Origin of the sequence: Streptomyces fuscichromogenes (genome assembly GCF_014645815.1) — a bacterium.
GTDB classification, from domain to species: Bacteria; Actinomycetota; Actinomycetes; order Streptomycetales; family Streptomycetaceae; genus Streptomyces; species Streptomyces fuscichromogenes.
In genome coordinates, this window is record NZ_BMML01000013.1 from 216186 (window position 1) to 238076 (window position 21891).

At 71.7% G+C, this 21891-nt stretch carries 18 protein-coding genes; 8 read left to right on the plus strand and 10 right to left on the minus strand.

Annotation, left to right across the window (positions count from 1 at the left end):
* Positions 1-12 precede the first annotated feature (12 nt).
* Genes IEZ11_RS27605 through IEZ11_RS27615 form a run of 3 tightly spaced genes read right to left on the minus strand, consistent with a single transcriptional unit; the run spans position 13 to position 3580 of the window.
* On the minus strand, positions 13-1074 hold the full coding sequence (locus IEZ11_RS27605) for an iron-containing alcohol dehydrogenase family protein (RefSeq protein WP_189265590.1): 1062 nt from the start codon (positions 1072-1074) through the stop codon (positions 13-15).
* Positions 1062-1814: a phosphocholine cytidylyltransferase family protein gene (locus IEZ11_RS27610; protein WP_189265591.1), complete on the minus strand. Its 753-nt coding sequence runs from the start codon at positions 1812-1814 to the stop codon at positions 1062-1064. Before IEZ11_RS27610 ends, IEZ11_RS27605 begins: the two co-directional genes overlap by 13 nt.
* Positions 1811-3580 (minus strand): DUF5941 domain-containing protein, encoded by a 1770-nt coding sequence (locus IEZ11_RS27615; protein ID WP_189265592.1) that lies wholly within the window; start codon positions 3578-3580, stop codon positions 1811-1813. The genes IEZ11_RS27610 and IEZ11_RS27615 overlap by 4 nt, the downstream gene beginning before the upstream one ends.
* A 436-nt stretch (positions 3581-4016) precedes the next feature.
* On the opposite strand from IEZ11_RS27615, the gene IEZ11_RS27620 reads away from it, so the two are divergent.
* On the plus strand, positions 4017-4952 hold the full coding sequence (locus IEZ11_RS27620; protein ID WP_189265593.1) for a cation diffusion facilitator family transporter: 936 nt from the start codon (positions 4017-4019) through the stop codon (positions 4950-4952).
* A gap of 203 nt (positions 4953-5155) precedes the next feature.
* Entirely contained in the window at positions 5156-5749 is a 594-nt protein-coding gene (idi, locus tag IEZ11_RS27625) for an isopentenyl-diphosphate Delta-isomerase (protein WP_189265594.1), read from the plus strand.
* Positions 5750-5755: 6 nt separating this feature from the next.
* Here the strand turns inward: idi and IEZ11_RS27630 are convergent, their stop codons facing one another.
* The gene (locus tag IEZ11_RS27630) at positions 5756-6250 is read right to left on the minus strand and encodes an ATP-binding protein (protein ID WP_189265658.1); all 495 of its coding nucleotides are present in this window, start codon (positions 6248-6250) and stop codon (positions 5756-5758) included.
* 277 nt (positions 6251-6527) lie between these two features.
* Between IEZ11_RS27630 and IEZ11_RS27635 the strand changes: the two genes are divergently transcribed.
* From IEZ11_RS27635 to IEZ11_RS27645, 3 genes are all read left to right on the plus strand, one after another.
* On the plus strand, positions 6528-7283 hold the full coding sequence (locus IEZ11_RS27635; protein ID WP_189265595.1) for an enoyl-CoA hydratase/isomerase family protein: 756 nt from the start codon (positions 6528-6530) through the stop codon (positions 7281-7283).
* Between the two features lie 50 nt (positions 7284-7333).
* Positions 7334-8203 (plus strand): SCO6745 family protein, encoded by an 870-nt coding sequence (locus tag IEZ11_RS27640; RefSeq protein WP_189265596.1) that lies wholly within the window; start codon positions 7334-7336, stop codon positions 8201-8203.
* Positions 8204-8362: 159 nt separating this feature from the next.
* The gene (locus IEZ11_RS27645) at positions 8363-10756 is read left to right on the plus strand and encodes a Tex family protein (RefSeq protein WP_189265597.1); all 2394 of its coding nucleotides are present in this window, start codon (positions 8363-8365) and stop codon (positions 10754-10756) included.
* Positions 10757-10816: 60 nt separating this feature from the next.
* Here the strand turns inward: IEZ11_RS27645 and IEZ11_RS27650 are convergent, their stop codons facing one another.
* The 3 genes from IEZ11_RS27650 to IEZ11_RS27660 form a co-directional block, all read right to left on the minus strand.
* A complete protein-coding gene (locus IEZ11_RS27650) occupies positions 10817-11293 on the minus strand; it encodes a DUF1003 domain-containing protein (RefSeq protein WP_189265598.1) in 477 nt (158 codons plus the stop codon).
* A gap of 78 nt (positions 11294-11371) precedes the next feature.
* Entirely contained in the window at positions 11372-13012 is a 1641-nt protein-coding gene (locus IEZ11_RS27655; RefSeq protein WP_189265599.1) for an ABC-F family ATP-binding cassette domain-containing protein, read from the minus strand.
* 36 nt (positions 13013-13048) lie between these two features.
* Positions 13049-14071, minus strand: coding sequence for an oxidoreductase (locus IEZ11_RS27660; RefSeq protein WP_189265600.1), 1023 nt, complete (start codon positions 14069-14071; stop codon positions 13049-13051).
* A gap of 89 nt (positions 14072-14160) precedes the next feature.
* Here IEZ11_RS27660 and IEZ11_RS27665 point away from each other — a divergent pair, with 89 nt between their 5' ends.
* The gene (locus IEZ11_RS27665; RefSeq protein ID WP_189265659.1) at positions 14161-15081 is read left to right on the plus strand and encodes an FAD-dependent oxidoreductase; all 921 of its coding nucleotides are present in this window, start codon (positions 14161-14163) and stop codon (positions 15079-15081) included.
* A 56-nt stretch (positions 15082-15137) separates the two neighbouring features.
* Here IEZ11_RS27665 and IEZ11_RS27670 read toward each other — a convergent pair whose 3' ends face one another.
* On the minus strand, positions 15138-17090 hold the full coding sequence (locus tag IEZ11_RS27670; protein ID WP_189265601.1) for a Xaa-Pro dipeptidyl-peptidase: 1953 nt from the start codon (positions 17088-17090) through the stop codon (positions 15138-15140).
* A 221-nt stretch (positions 17091-17311) separates the two neighbouring features.
* Between IEZ11_RS27670 and IEZ11_RS27675 the strand changes: the two genes are divergently transcribed.
* Positions 17312-18781 (plus strand): M1 family metallopeptidase, encoded by a 1470-nt coding sequence (locus tag IEZ11_RS27675; protein ID WP_189265602.1) that lies wholly within the window; start codon positions 17312-17314, stop codon positions 18779-18781.
* A gap of 80 nt (positions 18782-18861) precedes the next feature.
* Here the strand turns inward: IEZ11_RS27675 and IEZ11_RS27680 are convergent, their stop codons facing one another.
* Together IEZ11_RS27680 and IEZ11_RS27685 are read right to left on the minus strand one after the other, a co-directional pair.
* Entirely contained in the window at positions 18862-19353 is a 492-nt protein-coding gene (locus IEZ11_RS27680; RefSeq protein ID WP_189265603.1) for a macro domain-containing protein, read from the minus strand.
* Positions 19354-19395: 42 nt separating this feature from the next.
* Entirely contained in the window at positions 19396-20862 is a 1467-nt protein-coding gene (locus IEZ11_RS27685; RefSeq protein WP_189265604.1) for an amino acid permease, read from the minus strand.
* Positions 20863-21115: 253 nt separating this feature from the next.
* Between IEZ11_RS27685 and IEZ11_RS27690 the strand changes: the two genes are divergently transcribed.
* Positions 21116-21841, plus strand: coding sequence for a MerR family transcriptional regulator (locus tag IEZ11_RS27690; protein ID WP_189265660.1), 726 nt, complete (start codon positions 21116-21118; stop codon positions 21839-21841).
* Positions 21842-21891 lie beyond the last annotated feature (50 nt).

Sequence of the window (21891 nt, forward strand, 5' to 3'; positions counted from 1 at the left end):
ACCGGACGGAGTTCAGCTACCGATGGCCTTGACATAGTCGACGTAGATGTCCTTGATCTGGTGGGTCTTGAGGTCGAGGTGTTCGAGGATGGTGTAGCGGCCGGGCCGGGTCTCCGGAGCGAACTCCACGGCCCGGACGAACTCGTCCACCGTGAAGCCGATCTCCTCCGGCAGCACCGGCAGTCCGTGCCGGCGCAGCACGCCGGCCATGTACACGGACTCCTCGTGGGCTCCGCGCAGGTACATCGCGAAGGCCGCGCCGAGCCCGCACTGCTCGCCGTGGCTGGCGGCACGCCTGGGGAACAGCAGGTCGAAGGCGTGGTTGATCTCGTGACAGGCGCCGGAGGACGGGCGGGAGTCGCCCGACACCGACATGGCGATCCCGCTCAGCACCAGCGCCTCGGCGAGGACCTGGAGGAAGTCGTTCTCGCCGATGCCGCCGGGGTGGCGCAGCACCGCCTCGCCGGCCTGCCGGGCCATGGCGGCCGCCAGACCGTCGATCTTCTCGCCGTTGACGCGGTGGGACAGCTCCCAGTCCGCGATCGCCGAGATGTTGGAGACGGCGTCCCCGATGCCCGAGCGCACGAAGCGCGCCGGGGCCTCCCGGATGACGTCGAGGTCGATGACGACCGCGATCGGGTTCGGCACGCCGTAGGAGCCGCGGCCCGCGTCGTTGTCGAGGGTGGCGACCGGCGAGCACAGACCGTCGTGCGCGAGGTTGGTCGGCACGGCGACCAGCGGCAGGCCGACCCGGGCCGCGGCGAACTTCGCGCAGTCGATGATCTTGCCGCCGCCGAGGCCGACGACCGCGTCGTAGCGGCCGGCCTTGATCTCGCCGGCCAGCCGGATCGCGTCGTCGAGGGTGCCGCCGCCGACCTCGTACCAGGTGGCGCCGGGCAGGGTGGGGGAGACGCGCTCGCGCAGCCTGGAGCCGGAGCCGCCGCTGACCGCGACGGCGAGCCGGCCCGAGTGCGAGATGCGTTCGTCGGCGAGCACACCCGCCAGGTCGTCGAGGGCACCCGGGCGGATGTCCACGACGACCGGCGAGGGGATCAGCCGGGTCAGTACTGGCACGCGATCTCCCGTCCCCTGGCGAGATCGTCGTGGTTGTCGATCTCGACCCACCGGACGTCGCCGATCGGCGCCACGTCGATGCGGAAGCCGCGGTTGACCAGTTCCTGGTAGCCGTGCTCGTAGAACTGCTGCGGGTCGGTCTCCCAGACCGCCTTGAGCGCGTCGGCGAGCTCGGGGGCCGCGTCGCCCTCGATGAGCGTGACGCCGATGTACTCGCCGGTGGCCTCGGCGGGGTCCATCAGCTTCGTGATCTTCGTCATGCCCTGGTCGGCGCCGACGACGACCTTCATCTCCTCGTCGGCGAGGTCCTTGACCGTGTCCAGCGCCAGGATGATCTTCTTGCCGTCGCCGCGGGCGGCCAGCAGCGTCTGCTCGACGGAGACCGGGTGGACGGTGTCGCCGTTGGCGAGGATCACGCCGTCCTTGAGGGCGTCACGGCCGCACCAGAGGGAGTAGGCGTTGTTCCACTCCTCGGCCTTGTCGTTGTCGATGAGGGTGAGCCGGAGACCGTACTTCCGCTCCAGGGCCGCCTTGCGCTCGTACACGGCCTCCTTGCGGTAGCCGACGATGACCGCGACCTCGGTCAGCCCGATCTCGGCGAAGTTGCCGAGGGTCAGGTCGAGAACCGTGGGCTCGCCCTCTATGCCCGCGGGCCCCACCGGCACCAGCGCCTTGGGCAGGCTGTCGGTGTAGGGGCGCAGACGCCGTCCGGCGCCGGCCGCCAGCACGAGGCCGATCATGCGGGTTCTCCTTCATCGTGTACGGCGGGCGCCCCTGCGGACACCCAGAAGCGGATGCTCTCGACGAGCACCAGCCCGGCCACGACCACGGCCAGGACCGTGAGCGCGACCTTGAACTGCGCGGCGGTGAGCACCGCGGCCAGGACGGTGACCAGCAGCACGCGCCCTTCCTGCCCCCCGATGGCGCGGACCAGCCAGACCGGCGGCGCTCCGGCGTTCCCGCGGATGCGGTACACCGTGTCGTAGTGATGGTAGGCGACGGCGGCCACCAGGCCGAAAGCCGCAGGAAGGGCTCCGTTCACCCCGGATTTGCCTGCGAGGACGAGCACGGTGCCGTACTCGGCGGCGCGGAAGAGGGGCGGGACCAGCCAGTCGAGGGCGCCCTTGAGCGGTCCTGCGAGGGCCCGGCCGGAGGCGACAACGTAGACCAGGGCACCCACGACCGGCGCCCAGGTCGCCCCGGAGAGGAGGGAGGCGGTGAGAACCGCCACTCCGCAGAGAGCCAGGAGGAGCGGATGGCCGATCGGGGTGCGTCCGCCGGTGCGGGACCAGAATCCCGCGAGGGGGCCGTTGTCGGCCAGGTCGGCGAGCGCCCCGGCCGCCCGGTCCGTGCGCTTCGCCTTCCGGGTCAGCGACCGCAGGACCCGTCCCGCCGTGGTGTAGGTCGCCGCGCAGGCACAGCCGGCCAGCAGCACGTAGAAGGTGATCCGCGGGGTGGTGGCCGCCGTGAGGACGGCTATGAGCGCCCATCGTTCGCCGATGGGCAGGACTATCATCCGGCGCACCCAGACCGTCCAGCCGACGCTGTCCAGCTTGTCGGAGAGCGCGGCGGTGGGGCTGGTGTTGGCGGTCGCGTCGTGGTTGGCCTCGTTGAAGGAGAAGTCGACCACGTGCCGGCAGGTCTGGAGGATCATCGCGCCCAGCGCCAGCGCCCATACGTCGTCGCCGCCGCGGGCGGCGCCCAGGGCGAGGCCCGCGTAGTAGGCGTACTCCTTGGCCCGGTCGAAGGTGGCGTCCAGCCAGGCGCCGAGCGTGGAGTACTGCAGGGAGTAGCGGGCCAGCTGGCCGTCGGTGCAGTCCAGGACGAACGAGCAGATCAGCAGGGCGCCCGCGGCGACGAAGCCGATCCGGGTGCCCGTGGCCGCGCAGGCCGCCGCGACCAGGGCGGTGAGCAGCGAGGCGGTGGTGACCTGGTTCGGGGTCAGTCCGCGCCGGGCGCACCAGCGGGCGAGGTAGCGGGAGTACGGGCTGATGAAGAAGGTGGTGAAGAAGCCGTCGCGGGACTTCACGGCCGACTTCAGGCGGACCGCCTCGTCGTCCACGGCGGCGACGGCCTGCCGTACCTCGTTGCGGCCCTGCGGGTCGTCGGGGACGGCGGCGACGAGACTGCCCAGCTCGGGGCGGTGGACGTCGGCGTCCAGGGCGGTGACCAGGCCGTCGACGGCGAGGTCGGTGCCGCCGCCCGCGGCGGCCTCCCGGGCCAGCGCCCGGCCGAGGGCCTGGCGGCCGGCCGGCTGGGCGGTGACGGCGCCGGGGATCGCGGCGAGCGGGAAGCGCGGGTCGGTCAGGCCGAGACGCAGGGCGTGCAGGTGGCCGACGAAGCGGGCGTCGACGAGGGCCACGCGCCGGTCGGCCGGTACGCCCGCGAGGAGGTTCCCGGCCTCGGCGGCGTCGGCGGCCGGCAGCACCTCGAAGCCGAGCGCCCGCAGATCGCTCTCCAGTGACGATCCGGGGACCGGCTGACCGGTGACGATTGCGGTCGACAACCGAACTCACTCCCTGGGTGCGGCGCACGGCGCGCCGGTTTCTCCTGCGTGGTGGGGCTCGGTGTGCCTGGTGGCCCCCGGGCGGCATTCGGCAGAGGTTAGCGGATGGTGAGGACTGCTTGTTCACCGGCCGTTCACGGCCCGGTCGGCCCACTCTGTCCCGGCCTTTGCCGAGATCATCATCCGTGATCCGGGCCCCGGCCCACAAACCGCGCTCGCAGAACGGGCATTGGGGACACCGGGCCGTACGGCGCGGCGAGTACCGACCGACCACCCGGGATGCGCACCCACTCACCCCGGGTAACTGAGGGTGCCCTGACCTGGAGTTCGTTTCCGCAGGTCAGAGTAGATGACAACGGTAGTCGGTGCCGCGTTGCCGGATACCCCCCACCCGTAGTTCACTGTGATCCCGGGCGGAACGAAGGAGGCGTGATCCATGGGGGCAGGGCACGACCACGGCCACACCCACGCACCGGCCACCAATACGGCCGCGGCGGCGTACCGCGGGCGGCTCCGGGTGGCGCTCGCCATCACCATCGGGGTGATGACGGTCGAGATCGCCGGCGGTCTGCTGGCCGACTCGCTCGCGCTGATCGCGGACGCGGCCCACATGGCGACCGACGCGCTGGGCCTCGGCATGGCCCTGCTGGCCATCCACTTCGCCAACCGCCCGCCCAGCACCCACCGCACCTTCGGTCTCGCCCGCGCCGAGATCCTCGCCGCCCTGGCGAACTGCCTGCTGCTGCTCGGGGTCGGCGGCTACGTGCTGTACGAGGCGGTCCAGCGGTTTCTCACGCCCGCGGACACCCGCGGCGGCCTGATGATCGCGTTCGGTCTGATCGGCCTGGTCGCGAACATGATCTCGCTCACGTTGCTGGTGCGCGGCCAGCGGGAGAGCCTGAACGTGCGCGGCGCCTTCCTGGAGGTGGCGGCCGACGCGCTGGGCTCGCTGGCGGTGCTGGTCTCGGCCGTGGTGATCCTCACCACCGGCTGGCAGGCGGCGGACCCGGTCGCCTCGCTGGTGATCGGCCTGATGATCGTGCCGAGGACGGTGAAGCTGCTGCGCGAGACCCTGGACGTCCTGCTGGAGGCGGCGCCGCGGGATGTCGACATGTCCGAGGTACGGGCGCACATCCTGGCACTGGACGGCGTGGAGGACGTCCACGATCTGCACGCCTGGACGATCACTTCCGGGCTGCCCGTGCTGTCGGCGCACGTGGTGGTCCGCTCGGACGTGCTGAGCGCCATCGGCCACGAGAAGCTGCTGCACGAACTGCAGGGCTGCCTGGGCCACCACTTCGACCTGGAGCACTGCACCTTCCAGCTGGAGCCGGGCGGCCACGCGGAGCACGAGGCCCGGCTCTGCCACTGACCCCGTCACGGCCGGGACCTGGAACGCAGCGCTCCGCACTCCCCCGGCGTCCTGGTGTTCGAGGCCCCCGGACGGTTCCCTCCGGCACCCGTAGGGCACGATCAACTACCGGGTCCCTCTTCCGGCGTGCCCGTGCCGGGAAGTGCCGGGAGTGTCGGATTCGTACGGCAGACTTGGTGCGAAGACCGAGGCGAAGGATGGGTATGCCGATCACACCTGCCACCGCGACGCAGAGCACGTCAGAAGGGACCGCAGACGCGATTTTCCTCGAACTCGTCGATGAGAAGGGTGTGACCATCGGCACCGCGGAGAAGCTCGCCGCGCACCAGCCGCCCGGCCGGCTGCACCGGGCGTTCTCCGTCTTCCTCTTCGACGAACACGGCAGACTGCTGCTCCAGCAGCGGGCGCTGGGCAAGTACCACTCCCCCGGCGTGTGGTCCAACACCTGCTGTGGGCATCCCTACCCCGGCGAGGCACCCTTCGCGGCGGCGGCCCGGCGGACCTTCGAGGAGCTGAGGGTCTCCCCGTCGCTGCTCGCCGAGGCGGGCACGGTCCGCTACAACCACCCGGACCCGGCCTCCGGCCTGGTCGAGCAGGAGTACAACCACCTGTTCGTCGGCATGGTCCAGGCGCCGCTCGCGCCGGACCCGGAGGAGGTCGAGGCGACCGTCTTCGTGACGGCCGCCGAGCTGATCGAACGGCACGCCCGGGACCCCTTCTCCGCCTGGTTCATGACCGTGCTGGACGCGGCCCGCCCGGCGATCAGGGAGCTGACGGGCCCGTCCGCGGGCTGGTGAACCCCCTCAGGGCAGCGTCGCGGGTTTGAGCGGCAGGGCGGCCCAGATCACCTTGCCGCCGCTCGACGTGTGTTCCACGTCCACCACTCCGCCCGCCTCCCGGGCCACCTCCCGCACCAGCAGCAGCCCCCGGCCGCCGGTCTGGCCGTGGTCGGCCTCCAGGGCGGTCGGGCGGTAGGGGTGGTTGTCCTCCACCGACACCCGCACCCACTCGGCACCGACGGCGACCTCGACGGCGAGCATCGGCGACAGCAGCGCCGCGTGCTTGACCGCGTTGGTGACCAGCTCGGAGACGATCAGCAACAGCCCGTACACCAGGTCCTCCGAGACCGGGACGCCCTGGCGGTGGAGCAGGTCCCGTACGGCGCGCCGCGCCTGCGGGACCGAGGCGTCCACGGCGGCGGCGGTGAACCGCCAGATTCCTTCGTACGGCAGCGGATCCGGCGGCGGCGCGCCGCCCGCCTGTGGGCGCGGGTCGTGCCCGCGCCCGTGGTTCTCCATCGTCCGGTCGCCACCCTCGCGCTCGATTGTCACCACACGTCGAGTGTTGGTAACGACCTGCTCCGCTCCGGATGACTGAACACAAGTCAGCAACTATCGAACGGATCTGACCATTGGCGTATGACAAGGTCAGTTGTGGGGCGACTCCTGCCCTCTTGAATGCCGACTTCGCGAACTATTCGGGTTGTACGGGTATGAGAACTTTCCGAGGTCGACGAGTGCGCCTGCCGGCACCACCGGAACTCCGCCTCCTGCGGCGCGGATACCATCCGGCCCCATGGAGCCCCGCCTCGACCACCAGGTCAGTAACGCCGTCGCCACGGTAGTCATCGGCAACCCGGCCAAACGCAACGCGATGACCGCCGGGATGTGGCGTTCCCTGCCGCCCCTCCTGGACGGTCTCGCGGCCGACCCCGCCGTACGGGTCCTCGTCCTCACCGGCGAGGGCGGCACCTTCTGCGCGGGCGCCGACATCTCCAGCCTCCGGGGCTCCGCCGCCGAGGCGCAGACCCTCGCCGGCGCCGCCGAGGAGGCACTCGCCGCCTTCCCCAAGCCGACCCTCGCCGCGGTGCGCGGCCACTGCGTCGGCGGCGGCTCGCAGCTCGCCGCCGCCTGCGATCTGCGGTTCGCCGAGGAGGGCGCGTCGTTCGGGGTCACACCGGCCAGACTCGGCATCGTCTACCCGGCCGCCTCGACCCGCCGCCTGGTGTCCCTGGTCGGTCCGGCCACCACCAAGTACCTCCTCTTCTCCGGCGAGCTGGTCGACACGGAGCGGGCGCTGCGCTGCGGTCTGGTCGACGAGGTGCTGCCGGAGGGAGAACTGGACAAGCGGGTGGCGGAGTTCACCCGGATCCTGGCCGCCCGCTCGCAGCTGACCCAGGCCGCCGCGAAGGAGTTCGCGAACGGCCGCACGGACCGGGACGCGCACTGGGCGGAGCAGGCGCGCGGCAGTGACGACACCGCCGAGGGGGTCGCCGCGTTCCTGGAGCGCCGCCCGCCGCGGTTCACCTGGTCGCTTCCCGGCCGAGGATGAACCGGCCCGACCTCTGGAGTACGTACCAACCAGTCAGTAGCGTTCCGACCATGACAACCGCCGCCCTGGAGCCGCGCGCCGGCCGCCGCTGCAACACCCTGCTCAACTCCCTGCACGCGACCCACTTCTTCAGTCCCGAACTGGCCGAGGAACTGGCCGCGCTCGGGGTCACCCATCCGCGGGCCGTCAACTTCGCGGTGCGAGCGGCCGCGCTGGGGCCGGTCGGGGCCGGCACGGTGACGGCGACGTTCTACAACTACAAGTACGAGCTGGTGGCCCGGCATGTGCCGGCCGTCTGGGACATCGCGTCCCCGAAGGACGTCCTCGCCGCACGCGCGCGTGCCGTCGACGCGTCGATGCGGCGGCTGCTCGGCGCGGACGCGGTGGTCTCCGACGGGATGGCCGAGGCCGCGGAGCTCGCGCTGCGCGCCACCGAGGCCTGCTCGCGCTCCGGCCGCCCGCTGTACGCCGCCCACGCGGACCTGCCGGTGCCGCGGGAGCCGCACCTCGCCTACTGGTACGCGGGCACGCTGCTGCGCGAGCACCGCGGCGACGGACATCTCGCGGTGCTGCTGGCGGCCGGGCTGGACGGGCTGGAGGCGGTGGTGACGCACACGGCCACCGGCAAGGGCATGGCCCCGAAGTGGGTGTTCGCCACGCGCGGCTGGAGCCAGGACGACTGGGACGCGGCGGTGGCACGGCTGCGGGAGCGCGGGCTGCTCGACGCGGCGGGCGAGCTGACCGGGGCGGGGGTGGCGCTGCGGACGGAGATCGAGGCGGAGACGGACCGACTGGACCGGGCGCCGTACGAGCATCTGGGGGCCGACGGGGTCACCCGCCTGACAGAACTGGCGGCGGGCTTCACGAGAGCCGCGGTGGCGGCCGGGGCCTTCCCCACGGACCTCCTCGGCAAGGGGTGACGCGACCCGGGTGGATTCGGTCGGGTGTGCGAGGGATTTCCCGGGTGGTTCACGGATTCGTGGGGAGTCCGTGTCGCGGAACGGTGCCCTGGGGCCCGGTTGTCGGTGTCACCTGCCACAATTGCGGCGCAACCTCAGTGGAGAAGGCGGTACGGGATCGTGACGACACCCGGGTCCCTGGTTCCAGGGTCCATCGAAGGCAGGATCGCCGAGGAGCTCGGCGTACGGGAGCGGCAGGTCAAGGCTGCCGTGGAGCTGCTCGACGGCGGTTCGACGGTGCCCTTCATCGCCCGCTACCGCAAGGAAGCGACCGAGATGCTCGACGACGCGCAGCTGCGCACGCTGGAGGAGCGGCTGCGCTACCTGCGGGAGCTGGAGGATCGGCGGACGGCGATCCTGGAGTCGGTGCGGGAGCAGGGCAAGCTCACCGACGAGCTGGCGGCGCAGATCCGCGGCGCCGAGACCAAGGCGCGGCTGGAGGACATCTACCTGCCGTACAAGCCGAAGCGGCGGACCAAGGCGCAGATCGCCCGGGAGGCCGGTCTGGAGCCGCTGGCCGAGGGGCTGCTCGGGGACCCGGGGGTGGAGCCGCTGGCGGCCGCCGCCGCCTTCGTCGACGCCGACAAGGGTGTCGCCGATCCGCAGGCCGCCCTGGAGGGCGCCCGCGCGATCCTCACCGAGCGGTTCTCGGAGGACGCCGACCTCGTCGGTGAGCTGCGTGAGCGCATGTGGGTGCGCGGCCGGCTGGCCGCGAAGGTACGGGACGGCAAGGAAGAGGCGGGCGCGAAGTTCGCCGACTACTTCGACTTCGCGGAGCCGTTCACCGCGCTGCCCTCGCACCGCATCCTGGCGATGCTGCGCGGCGAGAAGGAGGAGGTCCTCGACCTCGTCCTGGAGCCGGAGGAGCCGACCGAGGGCCCGTCCTCCTTCGAGGGGATCGTCGCCCACCGGTTCGGGATCGCCGACCGGGGGCGGCCGGCCGACAAGTGGCTGTCGGACACGGTCCGCTGGGCCTGGCGCACCCGTCTCCTCGTCCACCTGGGCATCGACCTGCGGCTGCGGCTGCGTACGGCCGCCGAGGACGAGGCGGTCGACGTCTTCGCGGCGAACCTGCGCGACCTGCTGCTCGCCGCCCCGGCCGGCACGCGCGCGACGCTGGGCCTGGACCCCGGCTTCCGGACCGGCGTGAAGGTCGCCGTCGTCGACGCCACCGGCAAGGTGGTCGCCACCGACGTCATCTACCCGCACGTCCCGGCCAACAAGTGGGACGAGGCGATCGCCAAGCTGGCCCGGCTCGCCAAGGAGCACGCGGTCGACCTGATCGCGATCGGCAACGGCACGGCCTCCCGCGAGACCGACAAGCTCGCCGGTGACCTCATCACCAGGCACCCGGAGCTGACGCTCACCAAGGTGATGGTGTCCGAGGCCGGCGCGTCCGTGTACTCGGCCTCCGCGTTCGCCTCGCAGGAGCTGCCCGACATGGACGTGTCGCTGCGCGGCGCCGTCTCCATCGCCCGTCGGCTCCAGGACCCGCTGGCCGAGCTGGTGAAGATCGACCCCAAGTCGATCGGCGTCGGCCAGTACCAGCACGACCTCTCCGAGGTGAAGCTGTCGCGCTCGCTGGACGCGGTGGTCGAGGACTGTGTGAACGGCGTCGGCGTCGACGTCAACACCGCCTCCGCGCCGCTCCTCGCCCGGGTCTCCGGCATCACCTCCGGGCTCGCCGAGAACATCGTCGCCCACCGGGACACCAACGGGCCGTTCACGTCCCGCTCACAGCTGAAGAACGTGTCCCGGCTCGGCCCGAAGGCGTACGAGCAGTGCGCGGGCTTCCTGCGCATCCGCGGCGGCGACGACCCGCTGGACGCGTCGAGCGTGCACCCGGAGGCGTATCCCGTCGTACGGCGCATGGTCAAGACGTCGGGCCAGGAGGTGGCCGCGCTCATCGGCAACACCGGTGCGCTGCGCTCGCTGCGGCCGACGGACTTCGTGGACGAGACGTTCGGTCTGCCGACCGTCACCGACATCCTGAAGGAGCTGGAGAAGCCGGGTCGCGACCCGCGTCCGGCCTTCAAGACGGCCACCTTCAAGGAGGGCGTCGAGAAGATCGCCGACCTCTCCCCGGGGATGGTCCTGGAGGGGGTCGTCACGAACGTGGCGGCGTTCGGCGCGTTCATCGACGTCGGCGTCCACCAGGACGGTCTGGCGCACGTCTCCGCGCTGTCGAAGACCTTCGTCAAGGACCCGCGGGACGTGGTGAAGCCGGGTGACATCGTCAAGGTGAAGGTCCTCGACGTGGACATCCCGCGCAAGCGGATCTCGCTGACGCTGCGGCTGGACGACGAGGCGGCGCCGCCTCAGGGCGGCCGACAGGGCGACGGCGGTGAGCGCCGTCAGCGGGGCGGCCGTCCGCCGCAGCAGCGGCAGCAACAGCAGCGCCAGGGAGGCGGCAGCCCTCGCCAGGGGGCCGCGCCCGCACCGGCGAACAGCGCGATGGCCGACGCTCTGCGCCGGGCCGGGCTGCTGGGCGGCGGGAAGAACGGGAAGCGCTGACCGTACCCGCCGAGGGACGCGGGTCGCCGCGGGTCCGTTGCGGCCCGCGGCGCCGGTCGGTCAGGTCCCCTTGGGCGGCTGGGGGGTGCCGTTCATCCGGGCGCGGTTCTCCGCGAGGAGTTCCTGGACGCGCTGTTCGACCTCCACGGGGTCTATGCCGAGGGCGCGGCCCATGTGGATGGACCACACCTCCGAGCGCACGTTGGTCTCGAAGTCCAGGTCGGCACGGACGTTCTCACGGGCGGCCTGCCGGTTCTGGCTCACCATCACGAACGTGGACAGGAAGATCGCCTCCAGACTGACGATCATGGTGAGCAGTCCGAAGGGGAACGGGTCCCAGATCGCGCCCCGGCCGAACACGCCCTCGTTGCACACGATCCAGACCGCGAACCACACGGCGTGCAGATACACGAACGTCATCGTCCCGGAGAAGGCGGTGACGGCGTCCGCGATGCGGTCCTGGGTGCCGCGCAGCTGCGCGAGGACGACCTGTTCGTTCGCGATCCGAGGGGCCGACCGCTTCGGCGATGTGCTCATGGCGATTCTCCTGCCAGGTGTCCAGCGATGATCGCAGCGTACGGTGCGGCTTCCCGCGCCCCTTCGGGGAGCCCGCGGCTAGCGTTCGGTCACCTTGCCCGCCGCCACCTCCAGGCGGCGGTTGACGTGGATCGCGTCCAGCATGCGGCGGTCGTGGGTGACCAGGAGGAGGGTGCCCTCGTAGGAGTCGAGCGCCGATTCCAGCTGCTCGATCGCCGGCAGGTCCAGGTGGTTCGTCGGCTCGTCGAGGACGAGGAGGTTGACACCGCGGCCCTGGAGCAGGGCCAGGGCGGCACGGGTCCGCTCCCCCGGTGACAACGTGGCCGCGGAGCGCAGCACATGGTCCTGTTTGAGGCCGAACTTGGCCAGCAGGGTGCGGACTTCGACCGGTTCGGTGTCCGGTACGGCCGCGGCGAAGGCGTCCAGCAGGGACTCGGTGCCGTGGAAGAGCTTGCGGGCCTGGTCGACCTCGCCGACCAGCACGCCGGAGCCGAGGGCCGCGTGCCCGGCGTCCAGTTCCACCCGGCCCAGCAGCGCTGCGAGCAGCGTCGACTTGCCCGCGCCGTTCGCACCGGTCACCGCGACCCGGTCCGCCCAGTCGATCTGGAGGGACACCGGGCCGAAGGTGAAGTCCCCGCGCCGTACCTCGGCGTCCCGCAGGGTGGCGACGACGGCGCCGGAGCGCGGGGCGGCCGCGATCTCCATGCGCAGTTCCCACTCCTTGCGGGGCTCCTCGACGACCTCCAGGCGTTCGATCATGCGCTGGGTCTGACGGGCCTTGGCGGCCTGCTTCTCGCTGGCCTCGCTGCGGAACTTGCGGCCGATCTTGTCGTTGTCGTTGCCCGCCTTGCGCCGGGCGTTCTTGACGCCCTTGTCCATCCAGCCGCGCTGCATCTGGGCACGGTCCTGGAGGGCGGACTTCTTGTCGGCGTACTCGTCGTAGTCCTCGCGGGCGTGCCGGCGGGCCGTCTCGCGCTCCTCCAGGTAGGCGTCGTAGCCGCCGCCGTAGAGGTTGATCTGGTTCTGGGCCAGGTCGAGTTCGAGGATCTTGGTGACCGTGCGGGTGAGGAACTCGCGGTCGTGGCTGACCACGACCGTGCCGGCGCGCAGGCCGGTCACGAAGCGTTCGAGGCGCTCCAGGCCGTCCAGGTCGAGGTCGTTGGTGGGCTCGTCGAGGAGGAAGACGTCGTAGCGGGAGAGGAGCAGGGAGGCGAGGCCGGCGCGGGCGGCCTGGCCGCCGGAGAGGGAGGTCATCGGCTGGTCGAGGCCGACGGCCAGGCCGAGGGAGTCGGCGACCTCCTCGGCCCGCTCCTCCAGGTCGGCGCCACCGAGGTCGAGCCAGCGTTCCAGGGCCGTCGCGTACGCGTCGTCGGCCCCTGGCGCCCCGTCGACGAGGGCCTGGGTCGCCTCGTCCATCACGCGCTGGGCCTCGGCGACCCCGGTGCGGCGGGCGAGGAAGGCGCGGACGGTCTCGCCCGGCCGCCGCTCCGGTTCCTGGGGCAGGTGGCCGACGGTCGCGGTCGGCGGGGAGAGCCGCAGTTCGCCCTGTTCGGGGGCGGTGAGCCCGGCGAGCAGACGGAGCAGGGTGGACTTGCCCGCCCCGTTGGCACCGACCAGCCCGATCACGTCCCCGGGCGCGACGACGAGGTCGAGCCCGGAGAAGAGGGAGCGGTCGCCGTGCCCGGCGGCGAGGTTCTTGGCGACGAGAGTGGCAGTCATCAGAACGCCGATCCTAATGTCCGTGGGGCGCGGGGGTCAGCGCGCCGTCGCCTGCACCAGGACGCTCCCGGCGGTGCGGGCCACGACGAAGGACCCGCCCCTGGCCGTCCTGCCGTCCAGGGGGATGCGGTGGCTGCCGGGCTCCAGGACGCCGTCGAAGAGTTCATGGGTGCGGGGGCGGGAGAACCGGTCCAGGCGGTACGCCGTGACCCGTACCCGGCAGGGCGTGATGACCTCCACGCCGGCGGCGCCGTCGGCGGCGACCAGGCGGGCGAGGCGGCGCTGCGGGAGCGGGCTGCGGTCAAGGGCGTGTTCGATCTGGGCGACGAGGAGCGGGACGATCGGGGCGAGCCCGTCCACGTAGGCCACCGCCACGCCGGTCCGCTCGAACGCCTGGCGTACGGCGGTCCGCTCCGTGTCACCGACCGCGGGACCGAAGGCGACGGCTCCGTAGCCGCGGAGTTCCTCGGCGGGGACGCCCTCGGCGTCGCGGGTGATGTCGGCGCCGATGCCGATGGCGCGCAGGGCCGCGGCCAGTCTGGCGAGAAGGGCGACGCGGGCGCCGATCAGCAGCACCCGGCGGCCGGGCGGCGGCCCGGAGTCCGCCAGGAGCGCGCCGAGGGCCTCTCGGTACCCGGGCCCGTGGAAGCGGAACGGGCCGATGCCGTGGTAGCCGTTGAGCTCCAGGTCGGCGTGTTCGGCGGTCTGCCAGGCGAAGTCCCGCCAGATGTAGTCGTCGCCGTCGCGCTCGATGACCGCGGTGACCGCGCCGCAGGCGAGGTCCTCGCACTCGGGGCAGCCGTAGACGACGTAGCGGCCGTCGGGCAGCGGGGCCTCGGACTCCAGCAGAAGGCTGCGGACCTGGGCGGTGAAAATCGCGGGCGGGACGTCGGAGGCGAGCGGGGAGACGGCGTCCAGGTCGGAGAGCTGGTACAGCAGCGGGTGACCGTCGACGACGAAGTCCACGAAGTCCCGGTGGAGCTGGTAGCCGCCGTCGGCGCGGACACCGCCGGCGCGCATCGCCGGGGCCAGGCCGAAGGTCGCGTATGCGGCAGACATGCTGTGAGTATCCCCAGAGCGGGACGATCTGAGCGCGGCATGACATATTCCGCTAACGTCACACTGTGCGGTCTGAACCGGGTGACGAAGTGATCGTGGTCGGTGGCGGGGTCGTCGGACTCACCACGGCGGTGGTGCTGGCCGAGGGCGGGCGCCCGGTGCGGGTGTGGGCCAGGGAGACCGGCGGGCTCACGACCTCGGCGGTCGCCGGTGCGCTGTGGTGGCCGTACCGCATCGAGCCGGAGGCCTTGGTCGGGGAATGGGCGCTCGCCTCCTTTGTCGTGTACGCGGAGTCGGCGGCGCGGCCGGAGGAGACGGGCGTACGCCTGGTCGAGGGCGTACACGACGGCCTGCGGCTGGACGGGCTGGGCCCGTGGGCGGCCGAGGTGCCGGGACTGGCCGAGACCGCCGAAGGTCTGACGGGCCGGCTGCCGTTGATCGACATGCCGGTCCATCTGGCCTGGCTGCGGGGACGGTTGGAGCGGGCGGGCGGGACGGTCGAGGAGCGGGCGGTGGGCGCGCTGGACGAGGTGCCCGCGCCGGTCGTGGTCAACTGCACCGGCCTCGGGGCCCGTTCCCTCGTCCCGGACCCGGCCGTGCGTCCGGTGCGCGGGCAGCTGGTCGTGGTGGAGAACCCCGGGATCAGCACCTGGTACACCTCCGACGAGGTGGCGGGGGGCGCGTCCGCGTACTTCTTCCCGCAGCCGGGCGGGCTGTTGCTCGGGGGTACGGCGGAGGAGGACGCCTGGTCGCTGGAGCCGGATCCGGAGGTCGCGGCCGGGATCGTGGCGCGGTGCGCGGCGGTCCGGCCGGAGATCGCCGGGGCGCGGGTGCTGGCGCACCGGGTGGGGCTGCGGCCGTACCGGCCGGCGGTCCGGCTGGAGCGCGAGCTCCGGCCGGACGGGCGGGTGCTGGTCCACAACTACGGGCACGGCGGGGCCGGGGTCACGGTCGCCTGGGGATGCGCCCGGGAGGCGGCCGGGCTGGCGGATGCCGGCCCGGCCGCCTGAGCGGTCAGCTCGCGCGTTCACGCGGGGCGGTCAGCCCACGGGGACGCGCTGGACGGTCAGCCCGAGGGGACGTGCTGGACGGTGCGCGGGGCGCGCACGCCGTGCAGGGCGGTCTTCTCGGGGGCGGTCCACCGTGCGGAGGTCGCCCGGGTGAACGCGGCCGGGCCGCCGACCAGCGGGACCCTGGCCGTCGTCCGGGACAGGTCCACGGTGAGCGTCGGGGTGCTGGACGGCGGGTCGATGAGGTCCTTGTCCGTACCGGCGACGATCAGCGCCAGCCGGTGGCCCTTGGGCACGACGTGGTCGGTGGCGGCCAGGTCGATCGTGATCGTGTAGGCCTTGCCCGGGGTGAGCGGGACGCCCTTGCCGGGGTCGGCGTAGGTGCCGACGTCGGCCCAGCCGCGGCTGAAGACGGTGTAGTCGACGGCCTTGGTCCTGGCCGCGGTCCTCAGGAAGCAGGCGCTGTCGCCGGCCGTGCTCGCGCCCCAGCAGGTGCGGTCGGTGAGGGTGGTGATGCCCTCGGCGCCGTCGGCGTAGTCCCGGATGGTGTCGGGGCCGAGGTCTACCAGGACGGCGGTCAGGTGGGCCGTCGAGGTGGTCGGGGTGGCGGTGACGGTCACCTTGCCGGAACCTGACAGCCGCAGGTCACGGGTGAGCGGCGCGGTGAGGAAGCCGGCCTTGTCCGCGGTGGGGGTGGCGAGCTGGGCGGCCCAGTCGGTCTCGCTCTGCTGCGGGTCGTCGGTGAACGTCTCGGTACCGGAGCCCCGTTGCAGGCCGAGGGTGCCGACGCCCGGCCGGGTGCCGGTGGCGGGGCGCAGGGTGGTGGTCCGCGTGCCGCTCGGCGGCCAGACGGAGGAGGTCACCCACTGGTCGGGGTGGCGCTCGATGTCGGCCATCGGCTCGCGGTCGATGCCGTTGTCGTAGCCGAGGAGTTCATGGTCGAACCAGCGGTGCAGGGTGTCGACCCAGGCGTCGCGCCGGTAGTCGAAGGGGTCGACGTGCCCGGTCTGGGAGAGCCAGATCTTGCGCTCGACGCCGTTCTTGGCGAGGGCGTCCCACCACTGGCCGAAGTGCTTGGTGCGGACGTTGAGGTCCTGCATGCCGTGCACGAGGAAGACGCTGGCCTTCACCTTGGAGGCGTCCTTGACGTAGTCGCGCTCGGTCCACAGGCCGGTCCAGTCGCCGCTGCGCGGCGCGCCGTCGACCAGCTTCTGCTGCACGGCACCGCACTTGGCGTAGGCGTCGTCGCTCTCCACCGCGCCGGCCAGCCAGTCGGGCCCCGAGTCGTAGAGCGGGGCGCCCTGCGCGAAGTAGTAGTCGTACCAGGAGGAGATGGCGCTGATCGGGACGATCGTCTTCAGGCCCTTGACGCCGGTGGCGGCCACCCCGTTGGCGATGGTGCCGTCCCAGCTCTTGCCGATCATGCCGGTCTTCCCGTTGGTCCAGCTCGCCTTCACGGTGGTGGTGCCGGTGCGGCTGCTGTACGCCTTGGCGCGGCCGTTGAGCCAGTCGACGACGGCCTTCGCGGACTGGATGTCGGAGCGGCCGCCGACGTCCACGCAGCCGTCGGAGCGGTTGGTGCCGGCCAGGTCGACGCCCACGAAGGCGTAGCCGCGGGGCACGAAGTAGTTGTCGTAGAAGAGCGGCATCTGGACGACGTCGCCGTTCGCGTCGTACGTCTTCACCTGGCTCTCGTTGCCGCGTCCGCAGCAGGAGTAGTAGGGGCTGGCGTCCATGATGACCGGTACCTTGCGGCCCTGCGCGGCGGGCTCGGCGGGCCGGACGATGTCGGCGGCGACCCGGTCGGTCCTCCCGTCGCCGTCCGAGTCCAGGCCGGTGTCCACCCAGACGGCCTCGCGGATGGCGTCGGCGTACGAGTAGACGGGTCGGCTCTCGCGAGGGGCGCCGGAAGCCTGGGCCGCGGCCGGGGTGAGGAAGGCGGCGATCAGGGCTGCGACGGCCGCGACGGCGAACGGTCTCCAGATCGTGAAGCGCGTGCGTTTCGGCATGGGGCGGACGCTACCTGGGTCAACTCCCGTGCAGAAGGGGGCATCTGGGGGACCGTCAGGCGGATTGCGGCCGAATGGCGATCGTGTGACAGCAGGTGCCATGGACAGGCCAGGGGCCACAGGGACTGAATAGGCTCCGAACAGTTTCACGCTCCATCGACTTGGCGCTGTCCGCCGCGGTGCGGCGGGGCGCCTCGGCCCCCTACCGACCTGGAGTTCTCGTGCACCGCAGAATCCTCGCGCCGGGCGCCCTCGCGGCGGCCTCCCTGCTGCTGGCGATCCCGGCATCGGCCGCGAGCTACAGCCCCGGCGCACCGGGCATCGGCGACCCCTACTACCCGTACTACGGCAACGGCGGCTACGACGTCTCCCACTACGACCTCCGGTTGCAGTACCAGCCGGCCACCGACGAGCTGGCGGGTACGGCGACGATCCTGGCGCGCACCACCGAGGATCTGTCCAGCTTCGACCTGGACTTCCTGCTGGACGTGAGCGAGGTTCGGGTCAACGGGGTGAAGGCGGACTTCGCCACGTCCGGCCAGCACGAACTGGTCATCACCCCCAGGGCGCCGCTGGCGAAGGGCACGCAGGTCACCGTCGTCGTCCGCTACAGCGGGGTGCCGTCGACGAAGAGCGCGTACGGCTTCGACACATGGCACCGCACCCCGGACGGGGCGGTCGCGGCGGACGAACCCGAGTCCGCCTGGTGGTGGTTCCCGAGCAACGACCACCCGCTGGACAAGGCGACCTACGACGTGTCGGTGGCCGTCCCCGACGGCACCCAGGTCATCTCCAACGGCCTGCTCCAGTCGACGAGTTCGAAGCTCGGCTGGACCCGGTACAACTGGCGGCAGAACAAGCCGCAGGCGACGTATCTGGCCACTCTGGCGGTCGGGAAGTTCGACATCACCACCAGCACGTCGGAGGGCGGAGTCCCGGTCGTCAACGCCTACAGCGAGGACCTCGGCGACAACGACGGGGCGGCGCGGGCGAGCGTGGAGCGCACCGGTGAGCTCGTCGACTGGCTCTCCGGCTACTTCGGGCCGTATCCCTTCAGCTCGGCCGGCGGGTACGTGCCGAACACCACCACCGGGTACGCGCTGGAGACGCAGACCCGGGTCTACTACAGCCCGAAGCAGTTCGCGAACGGCGCCAACACCTCCGTGGTCGTGCACGAGCTGGCCCACCAGTGGTACGGCGACGACGTCTCCCTCAAGGGCTGGAAGGACATCTGGCTCAACGAGGGCTTCGCCCGCTACGCCCAGTGGCTGTGGTCGGAGCACGAGGGCGAGGGCACGACGCAGGAACTCGCCGACTACGTGTACGCGTCACATCCGGCGGACGACGCGTTCTGGACGGTGAAGCCGGGGGATCCCGGCCCCGACGACCAGTTCGACATCGCTGTCTACGACCGGGGGGCGCTGGCCGTGCAGGCGCTGCGGAACGCGGTCGGTGACGACGCGTTCTTCGCGATCCTGAAGGGGTGGCCGAAGGAGCACGCGTACGGGAACGCGTCCGTGGCCGACTTCGAGGAGTACGCGGAGAAGGTGTCGGGGAAGTCGCTGTCCGGGTTGTTCGATGCGTGGCTGTTCCAGCCGACGAAGCCGGCGGTGCCTGCGGCGAAGGCCGTGGGGGCCGTTGCGCAGCCGAAGTCGTGGAAGCAGATCGAGGCTACGAACGACGTGCACTGAGCATGTGCCGGGTGCGGTGAGTGGGGGGCTGCCGGCCGTGTGCGGCTGGTCGCGCAGTTCCCCGCGCCCCTGGCGGGGCGCTATGCGGAGGCGTCTCCACCGTGGTCGTAGATCGTGACCCCGATACCCCGCGCCACCAGCCGCTCGGTTATCAGCGGCTCGACCCGCGACCACTTTCCGCCCGCCAGTCCGCAGCCTATGCGGGGCATGTGCACGGAGGCGCCGCGTTCGGCCACCTCGTCGGCGAGCTTGGCCAGGGCCGTGTCGATCGCCTCGTAGCGGACCGGGACGCCCTTGCTGCCGGTTCTGGTCCCCCGTTGGCCGATCATGTTGGCCACCCAGATGTACCGGTCGACGCGGACCAGCTGGACCGCGCCCAGCCCGAAGTCGTTGTGCGCACGGTCCCGGTGCCAGGCGCGGTACGCCTTCTCCGGCTCCGGCCAGCGGCGCGAGAGGGCCAGCACGAAGCCCTTTCCCCAGCCCCCCAGGTCGTTGCAGACGTGGGCGATCACCTTGACGCCCTTGCCCGACGGCGTGGTGGCGTCCCCCCGGATGTATGTGATCCCCGACATGACGCCACCGTAGCCCTTGCCACTGACAATGGCCCTGACCTGCTACTTCGTGAGCTGGGACAGCTCCTTGTCGGTGGCCTGGGAGACCCGGCGACGGACGGCGAACCAGCCGGCCACCAGAGTTGCGGCAATCACCGGGATGAGCAGGAGGGTCTTGCGGCCGACCTCGGGGTCGTTCCACATCATGCCCAGGCAGACCAGCAGGAAGGCGATCGTGGCGATCTCGGTCGCCGGGCTGAAGCGGAGGCGGAACGCCGGGCGGTCGACCAGGCCCGCCTTCGCACGGCGGACGAAGACCAGGTGGCAGAGCATGATGATCACCCAGGTGCTGATGATGCCGAGGGAGGCCACGTTCAGCACGATCTCGAAGGCCTGGCTGGGCATCAGGTAGTTCAGGCCGACGCCGAGCACGCAGACCGCGCAGGTCAGCAGGATGCCGCCGTAGGGCACCTGGCTGCGGTTCATGCGGGCGGTGAACCTCGGGGCCGAGCCGGCCACCGCCATGGAGCGCAGGATGCGGCCCGTGGAGTACAGGCCGGAGTTGAGGGAGGACATCGCGGCGGTGAGGACCACCAGGTTCATCACGTCGCCGGCGCCCGGGACGCCGATCTTGGAGAGGACCGTGACGAAGGGGCTCTGGTCGGCCGAGTACACCGAGCCGGGGAGCAGCAGGGCCAGCAGGACGACCGAGCCGACGTAGAAGAGTCCGACGCGCCACATGATCGAGTTGACCGCGCGCGGGACGACCTTCTCCGGTTCGGCGGTCTCGCCCGCCGCGACGCCGACCAGCTCCAGGGCCGCGTACGCGAAGATCACGCCCTGCATGACGAGGACGACCGGCATCAGGCCGTGCGGGAGGACACCGCCGTGGTCGGAGACGACGCTCAGGCCCGGGGTCCGCCCGTCGACCTTGTGCTGGGTGGCGAGCAGGAAGATGCCGATCAGCATGAAGCCGACCAGGGTGGCGACCTTGATGATCGCGAACCAGAACTCCATCTCGCCGAAGATCCTCACCGAGATCAGGTTCACCGCGAGGACCACGGCGAGGGCGATCAGCGCGAGCGTCCACTGGGGGATGCTCGTGAACATGCTCCAGTAGTGGGTGTAGAGCGCGATCGCGGTGATGTCGGCGATGCCGGTGGTCGACCAGTTCAGGAAGTACATCCAGCCGGCGACGTAGGCGCCCTTCTCGCCGAGGAACTCCCGCGCGTACGAGACGAAGGATCCGGACGACGGGCGGTACAGGACCAGCTCGCCGAGGGCGCGGACCACGAAGAAGGCGAAGATTCCGCAGACCAGGTAGGCGAGGGCGAGGGCCGGGCCCGCGTTGTGCAGGCGTCCGCCGGCACCGAGGAAGAGCCCGGTGCCGATCGCGCCGCCGATGGCGATCATGTTGACGTGGCGGGCCTTGAGGTCCTTGCTGTAGCCGACGTCGCCCGCGTCCGCGGGCGCCTGGGCCGCGGCGGTCCGGGTGGCGGCCTGTGCCGTGTCCACGGCGTCCTTGCTCACAGGTGGTTCCACTCTCTGGTGCGCCCGAGCGGGTCGCGCTCGGGTGTCCGGACGTACTCGGTCGGCGCCGCTCGGTGGTGGGCACGGACCAAGGCGCCACCTTCCCCCGGTGACCTGGGCGCATGCGATGGCACAGGTCACAGAGCGGAACTTCTCACAAGCCGCCGATCACGACATAGCGCCGCATGTCGTCCGAGTATGTCGCGGCACTCCCCGGTGTCACAGTGCCGGTGTGACAGCGATACTGCTGCACATGACCACCGACGCCGACGGCGACCTCGGGGAGCCGGCGCTCACGATCGACGAGCTGGCCGCGCGGGCCGGCACCACGGTCCGCACGGTCCGTTTCTACGGCACCAAGGGACTGCTCCCGCCGCCGGTGATCGGTCCGCGCCGGGTGGGTCACTACGGGCACGAGCACCTGGCCCGGCTGGGGCTGATCGAGGAGTTGCAGCACCAGGGCATGACGCTGGCGGCGATCGAACGCTATCTGGGGCAGCTGCCGCCCGGCCTGAGCCACCACGACCTGGCCGTCCACCGGGCCGTGGTGGCCTCCTGGGCCCCGGACACCGAGGAGACCGTGACGGCCGGGGAGCTGCGGCGGCGGGCCGGACGGCCACTGGACGAGAAGGACGTCGAACGGCTCGTCGCCATGGACGTCGTACGGCCCGACGGGGACTCCTACCGCGTCGACCCCGGTCTGCTCAGGCTCGCCGTACAGCTCCTCGACGTAGCGCTGTCCGAGAAGGCGATCCTGGCCGCGCGCACGGTCCTGACCGAACACGCGCGGGCGGCCGCGCACGAGCTGTCCCAGCTGTTCCGGGCCGAGGTGGCGGAGCGGACCGAGGCGGACGTGAAGTCCCTGTCCGCGCACATGCAGCCACTGGTCGTGCAGGCTCTGCTGACGGCCTTCCAGCGGTCGCTCAGGGCCGAGGTCCACCAGTGGTCGTCGGGTGCGGCCGAAGACCGGCCCGCCTGATCCGCCGGGTGCGCGGATCGCACGGCCCGAGCAGCGGCGCGTCCCGCGAC